Below are 6,354 nucleotides of genomic sequence, written 5' to 3'. Positions count from 1 at the left end.
CGTCCGTCCACCTTCGCGCCCCCGGCGACCGCCGGTCGGGCGTCCCACTGAAACACCCACGCCCACCCGGCGTGGCGGAAGTCTCAGGAGGCCACCATGTCCGTCGTCGCCATCAGTCCGCGCCAGCACCCGCCCGGTCGCGTCAACCGGGCCCGGGTGGCGCGACCGCGCACCGGACCGACCCTGACCATCACTGTCGACCTCAGTGTGGGGCAGGTCAGCCCACGCCTGAACCGCCTGATGGAGTTGCTGGGCGAGTTGGCGGAGTCGGGCGAGGGACGGATGTCCCACGAGGGTCGGCACTTTTCCGACGACGTCGTCGAGCGGCCGACCACGCAGGACCCGGCCGCCGTACGCATCGTCACCGGGCCCCGCGTCGTGTACCAGGGCGACCGTCCGGTTCCGCTCACCCGCATCGAGTACGACCTGCTGCTCTTCCTGGCCGAGCGCCCGCGTCGGGTCTTCACCCGGATCCAGCTGCTCAACTCGGTCTGGGGCTACGACCACGCCGTGGTGCGTACCGTCGACGTGCACGTCCGTCGGTTGCGCGCCAAGTTGGGCACCGACAACCCGCTGCTGACCACGGTTCACGGTGTGGGCTACCGCCTCGCCGACGAGGCGCGGGTGACAATCGAGACGTGATCCGGTCTGCCACCCGTACGCGTGACGCGGGACGCGAATCCTCCGGGGACCCCCCGTAACAGATCATTCGGGTGACTCTGCTGTAATCATCTGGTCTAGTACGCAGAGCGAGCAGTCGGCTGCGATGTGTCGGCCAATTGTCACATTCATGCAACGCAGTCGGCTCTTGACCCTTGCCCGGACGCCGGGAAGCATCGATAAAACGGCGTCCCGGGGCCGTGGGGAAACCCGGACCAGCCAAGGAGGACCATGTCGGTCAGCCCCGCTTCGTCGCGCGCCGGATGGCATACGTCCCAACCCTCGGTTCCCGGTCGACCTCCGGGCGGTCAGCGCCGTCCCAGCAGCACCGCGGCTCCGGTGCTCACCGTCACCCTCTCCATTCCACTGGCGTGTGAGGAGTCGCTCACCCCGGCTGCGCGCCGGCTGCTGGAGGCGGCCCGGGAGATGATCGAGCGAGGCGAGGGCAGCGTCAACGCGGTCGGGCCGGTGGTCCCGGAGCGCCGGGCCGAGACCGTCCCGGCCGGACGCTCGCCGCGTCAGCTCACCCCGACCATCCCGACCCTGCACATCCTGGCCTCTTCCCGGTCGGTGCTGCGCGACGGCGAGCCGTTGCCGCTGACCCGGCTGGAGTTCGATCTGCTGCTGCATCTGGCGGCGCATCCCCGACGGGTGTTCACCCGGCTGCAACTGCTCAACGCGGTCTGGGGCTACGAGCACGCGGGCGTGCGTACGGTGGACGTGCACGTGCGCCGGCTGCGCGGCAAGGTCGGCGTGGACGTTCCCCTGGTCACCACCGTCTACGGCGTCGGCTACCGGCTCGCCGACGACGCCCGGGTCACCCTGGACCGCGCCGGCTGACGTCACCCGGTGGGTGCGCCCCGCCGTCCCGGGCACCATTGTCGGATGCGCGCGCGTCCCATCTCACCGCAACTGCTGGTCGCCGAGTTGACCGAGCGGATCATCACCGCCGGGTCGGTCGGAGGGCCGGCGGAGGCCGGGCGGGTGCGGGTCGCCGTGGACGGCGCTCCCGCCGCCGGTCCGGACGACTTGGCGGCCGCCCTGGTCGACCCGCTGCGTGCCCTGAGCCGTCCGGTGCTGCACGTGCGGGCCGAGGACTTCCTGCGTCCCGCGTCGGTTCGGCTGGAGCGGGGACGGCACAACCCGGACGCGTACTACGAGGGCTGGGTCGACGAGGCCGGACTGCGTCGGGAGGTCCTGGACCCGGCCGGGCCGCACGGCACCGGCCGGCTGCTGCCCTCGCTCTGGGACGCCAAGGCGGACCGGGCCACCCGGGCCGGGTACGTCGACCTGCCCCCGGGTGGTGTGGTCCTGGTCAGCGGCGCGTTTCTGCTCGGCGGCGGCCTGCCCTTCGACCTCACCGTGCACCTGGAGATGTCGGCAGGTGCGCTGCGCCGGCGCACCGCGCTCGAACAGGCGTGGGCCCTGCCGGCGTTCACCAGATACGCCGAGGAGGTCGTCCCGGTCGGCTTCGCCGACCTGGTGGTCCGGGTGGACGATCCGATGCGACCGGCGATCGTGGAATCCGGCAGCCAGGCGGTTTGACCCGCCCTCGCGGGGGGTATTCGCGGGGCCTCACAGCGCCCGGGTGATCACGTCTGGGCGGTATCGCCGGGTGGGGACCGTCTCGTCCGGCTGACGACAGATGCCAAGGAAAGGCAGGCAGCGATGCTCGTCCACGACACGATCGGCACGGGCCGATCCCAGGCGGAGATCGACCGGATCCGGCTCTCCCTCCAGGCCCGCTACGCCGAACTGTCCGAGGAGTACGAGCAGGCGGTCCAGCAGAGCCAGGTGCTCCGGCTGGTCGAGGTCGGCGACACCGCCGGCGACGACCAGGCCGACAGCGGCACCAAGACCGCCGAGCGGGACACCGCGCAGTCCCTGCTGCGCACCATCCTCGACCGGCGGGCCCAGTACGAACACGCCCTGACCCGACTCGACGAGGGCACCTACGGCTACTGCGAGGGTTGCTCCGCGCCGATCCCGGTGGAACGGCTGGAGATCTTCCCGTCGGCGACCGCCTGCGTGACCTGCAAGCAGAGCCGGGAGCGGCGGGCGGCCTGAGCCGAGGCGCCCCGGTTGGGCGAACCGGCCGACGCGACGGACCAGACCCACGTGCTGCTCAACAACTGTTACCGGGACTATGCGACCCGCAACGTTCGGGTGACCAGGCCGTGGGCGGCCCACGCCACGCCCAGCAACTCCAGGCGCTGCACACCGAACCCACCCGCAGAGGGTGAGGACGGCTCACCCTCTGCGGGGAGACCATGAGGCGCAGGTCGAATGGGGCCGGGTGGCGAACCGGCCAGGCAGACGACGGCACGGAGGTGGTGGGCGATGACGGCTCGGATGTCGCCACGCCGGCGTCCCGGCGGGGTGCTGCGGGTGGTCGGCGCGGCCGACCCGGCGAGACGGGCACCGCGCGCCGGTGGGGCCGGCCCGATCAGGCCGCGGCGCGGTCGGGTGGGCCCGCCGCGGCGGCACGACGACCGACGGTGGGAAACCGACGTACGGGGGTGGACAGATGGCTGAGCAGTTCCAGTCGGCGGTGGAGTCCTCGGTGGACAAGACCAACCTGATTCTCAAGGACATCGAGCAGGCGTACGGGTGGCCGAAGGAGCGACGCAACCAGTCGTACGCCGCCCTGCGTACCGTGCTGCATCTGCTGCGTGACCGGATGCCGGTGCAGGAGAGTGTGGAGTTCTCCGCCCAGTTGCCGATGTTGGTGCGCGGCATCTACTTCGACGGCTGGCAGCCGCAGGACGTGCCGATCAAGCTCGACCGGGACGACTTCCTCTACGAGGTCCGCCAGGGTTTCCCGTACGACGTCGAGGGCGGTCCGCTGCGGGTGGTCCAGGTGGTGCTGGACACCCTGCGTCGGCACATCACCCAGGGCGAGTGGGACGACGTGAAGGACAACATGCCCGGCGACCTCGCCCAGGTCATGCCCTGACCGACGGCGGCCTACCAGAGGTCGAAGCGGAACACCTCGAACGAGGTGCCGTAGCGCGTGCCCAGCCGGGTGCCGACGGGACGGGCGCCACCCTCCAGGAACTCCTCGGCGTCGAAACTGCCGTCGCCGAGCCCGGTCAGGTACGCCTCGTGCGCGAGCAGCGACGCCACCCCCTTGTCGGTCGGTGGTGTCCACGCCGTGCCCGGAGCGGGGGGAGGAGGCCGCCCAGACCTGGCGCACGCCGCCCCACGGCCCGACGTCGCCGGTCAGTTGCTCCGGGGATCGCGGCGGCGGCCCCGAACTCCAGGTCGTCCGGGTGCGCCACGATGGCCAGGGCGCGCTGCCACTGCTCGGTCACCGGCTCCAATGGTGAGGTCATCGGCACCTCCGTCGGTTCGAGTGGCGTCCATCCTGTCACCCAACGCCGGGAACCACAGTGCCCTCCGCCTTGCCATCTCGCCAGAACCCGCCTGGCTCCCATCGCTCCTCTTGGCGGTCTCTCTTATGCCGGCCGGTCCGGACGTTTACGGTATGGGCAGTCTGGTTAGAGAAGATCGGCCGCGGGGTACCACCCGCGACACGACGCACCCCACCGACGGCGGGGGTGGGGCCATCCGAGGGAGCACGATGCCACTCAACGACGACGACATTCAGAGCACCAGCGGCGGCGGGCTGGAAGGTCCGGCGGACGGCGGCGCCACCCCCGGCCAGCACGACGGTGGTGCGGACGGCAGCGCCGAGGGTCCGGCTGACGGGGGCGCGACTCCGGGTCAGCACGACGGTGGTGCCGACGGCAGCGCCGAGGGTCCGGCTGACGGGGGCGCGACTCCGGGTCAGCACGACGGTGGTGCCGACGGCAGCGCCGAAGGCCCGGCCGACGGCGGTGCCAACCCGGGTCAGCACGACGGCGGTGCCGACGGCGCGGCCCGGTAACGGATCACCATGACGCATCTCGAACCGCCGGGCGGCCACGGTCGCCCGGCGGTTTCCGCTCCGTCCACGGCCGCCCACGCACGCCCGACGCCGTCGGACGCGGCCCACCCCAGCGCTGCGCATCCGACGCCGTCGGCCGTGGCGGCCCTGGCCCGCTGCGTCAGCGTGGAACCGGCGAAGTTCGCCGCCGCCCACTGGGGACAGACCCCGCTGCTGTCACGCGCCGCCGAACTGCCCAACCCGGCCGGCTTCACCGACCTGCTCAGCCCGGACGACGCCGACGAACTGCTCAGCCGCCGCGGTCTGCGTACCCCCTTCCTGCGGGTGGCCAAGGACGGCCAGTTGGTGCCGGCGGCGCGCTTCACCGGCGGCGGCGGTGCCGGCGCCGAAATCGGCGACCAGGTCCTCGACGAGAAAGTCCTGGCGCTGTACGCCGACGGTGCCACCCTTGTGCTCCAGGGCCTGCACCGCATCTGGCCGGCGCTTGTCGACTTCACCCGTGACCTGAGCCTGGCCGTCGGCCAGCCGTTGCAGGTCAACGCCTACCTGACACCGCCGGGCAACCAGGGCTTCGCCACCCACTACGACACCCACGACGTCTTCGTGCTCCAGGTGGACGGCCGCAAACACTGGCGGATCCACCCGCCGGTGCTGCCCGAACCGCTGGAACGTCAACCCTGGGGTGGCCGGGCCGACGAGGTCTGCGCCACCGCGCAGGACGCGCCCGCCCTGGACGTGGTGCTCGAACCGGGCGATGCGCTCTACCTGCCCCGCGGCTGGCTGCACAGCGCCCAGGCGCAGCAGGACAGCTCGCTGCACCTGACCGTCGGCATCCGCGCCCTCACCCGGTACGCCCTGGTGGAGGAGTTGCTCGCGCTGGCCGCGGAGGACCGGCGGCTGCGGGCCACCCTGCCGTTCGGCACCGACCTGGGCGACCCGGACGCGATCGAGCCGGAACTCACCGAGACCGTCGAGGCGTTGCGGGACTGGCTGCTGCGCGCCGACCCGGCGGCGGTGGCGACTCGACTGCGGCAGCGGGCGTGGCCGGCGTCGCGTCCGGCACCGATCCGCCCGCTGGCCCAGGCCGCCGCGCTCGCCGCGCTGACCGTCGACGATCAGGTCATCCTCCGGCCCGGCCTGCGTTGGCAGCTCACCACCGAGCGCGACCGCACCACCCTGCGCCTGTTCGACCGGACGATCACCCTGCCCGCGTACTGCGAGCCCGCCCTGCGCGCCCTGCTCACCGGCGAGCCCGTCCGCGTCGGTGACCTGCCCGCCCTCGACACCGACGCCGACCGCCTCACTCTGACCCGCCGCCTGCTGCGCGAAGCCGTCCTCACCCCGCACGTCGATCTAGGGCTTGTTGCTGCGAGTTGATCTCCTGGAACGACGACGAGCCCTAGATCGACGAGGGTCAGACAGTGACCAGCAGCAGGAGGGTGGTCAGCAGGCCGGCGGTGGCCACGATGATGACCGGGCGGGGGCTCAGCATGGCGTGGCGGCGATCGGCGATCAGGCGCGCCGGGATCAGGCCCAGCACCGGGCCGAGCAACGTCACCACCAGCGCCAACACCGGCAACCCCACGGCCAGCTCACCGTCGGCCCGCGCGGCCAGCGCGCGACAGCCGGCACCCAGGGCGTACGCCAGCACCGCCCCGGCCACCCCGCAGAGCGCCAGCAGCGGGTTGACGCTGCTGGGCAGCTCGCCCGGCTGCCCGGTGCGGCGCAGCAGCTCCCGGGCCGCCTCCAGCAGTGGCTCCGGATCTCCGGTGGCGTCCGCCCGTGGCCCCGGCGGCGTGCCCGCC

The 6,354-nt window shown here is 72.4% G+C and carries 8 protein-coding genes and 1 pseudogene; 7 read left to right on the top strand and 2 right to left on the bottom strand.

Annotation, left to right across the window (positions count from 1 at the left end; all coding sequences use genetic code 11):
- The first annotated feature begins 96 nt into the window (after positions 1 to 96).
- The 5 genes from C1I93_RS27200 to C1I93_RS27170 all read left to right on the top strand — a co-directional run bounded on the left by C1I93_RS27200 (position 97) and on the right by C1I93_RS27170 (position 3,616).
- A complete protein-coding gene (locus tag C1I93_RS27200; protein ID WP_111246130.1) occupies positions 97 to 642 on the top strand; it encodes a winged helix-turn-helix domain-containing protein in 546 nt (181 codons plus the stop codon).
- 249 nt (positions 643 to 891) lie between these two features.
- Complete coding sequence (locus C1I93_RS27195) at positions 892 to 1,500, top strand: winged helix-turn-helix domain-containing protein (RefSeq protein WP_111246129.1); 609 nt, start codon at positions 892 to 894, stop codon at positions 1,498 to 1,500.
- Positions 1,501 to 1,545: 45 nt separating this feature from the next.
- Positions 1,546 to 2,205, top strand: coding sequence for a nucleoside/nucleotide kinase family protein (locus C1I93_RS27190; RefSeq protein WP_111246128.1), 660 nt, complete (start codon positions 1,546 to 1,548; stop codon positions 2,203 to 2,205).
- Between the two features lie 123 nt (positions 2,206 to 2,328).
- Positions 2,329 to 2,727 (top strand): TraR/DksA family transcriptional regulator, encoded by a 399-nt coding sequence (locus C1I93_RS27185; RefSeq protein ID WP_111246127.1) that lies wholly within the window; start codon positions 2,329 to 2,331, stop codon positions 2,725 to 2,727.
- 460 nt (positions 2,728 to 3,187) lie between these two features.
- Positions 3,188 to 3,616, top strand: coding sequence for a DUF2267 domain-containing protein (locus C1I93_RS27170; protein ID WP_111246124.1), 429 nt, complete (start codon positions 3,188 to 3,190; stop codon positions 3,614 to 3,616).
- 11 nt (positions 3,617 to 3,627) lie between these two features.
- On the opposite strand, the gene C1I93_RS32775 is transcribed toward C1I93_RS27170, so the two are convergent.
- The gene (locus tag C1I93_RS32775) at positions 3,628 to 3,786 is read right to left on the bottom strand and encodes a hypothetical protein (protein ID WP_223256663.1); all 159 of its coding nucleotides are present in this window, start codon (positions 3,784 to 3,786) and stop codon (positions 3,628 to 3,630) included.
- Positions 3,787 to 4,243: 457 nt separating this feature from the next.
- Between C1I93_RS32775 and C1I93_RS27160 the strand changes: the two genes are divergently transcribed.
- Positions 4,244 to 4,549: a hypothetical protein gene (locus C1I93_RS27160; RefSeq protein WP_111246123.1), complete on the top strand. Its 306-nt coding sequence runs from the start codon at positions 4,244 to 4,246 to the stop codon at positions 4,547 to 4,549.
- Between the two features lie 9 nt (positions 4,550 to 4,558).
- On the top strand, positions 4,559 to 5,926 hold the full coding sequence (locus tag C1I93_RS27155; protein WP_111246122.1) for a cupin domain-containing protein: 1,368 nt from the start codon (positions 4,559 to 4,561) through the stop codon (positions 5,924 to 5,926).
- A 37-nt stretch (positions 5,927 to 5,963) separates the two neighbouring features.
- Here the strand turns inward: C1I93_RS27155 and C1I93_RS27150 are convergent.
- Positions 5,964 to 6,354: pseudogene (locus C1I93_RS27150) on the bottom strand (hypothetical protein); the annotation flags it as partial.

Source organism: Micromonospora endophytica (assembly GCF_003236305.1).
GTDB lineage: Bacteria > Actinomycetota > Actinomycetes > Mycobacteriales > Micromonosporaceae > Micromonospora > Micromonospora endophytica.
Note: the sequence above shows the minus strand (reverse complement) of the source record. Positions and strands in the feature narration are given on the sequence as shown.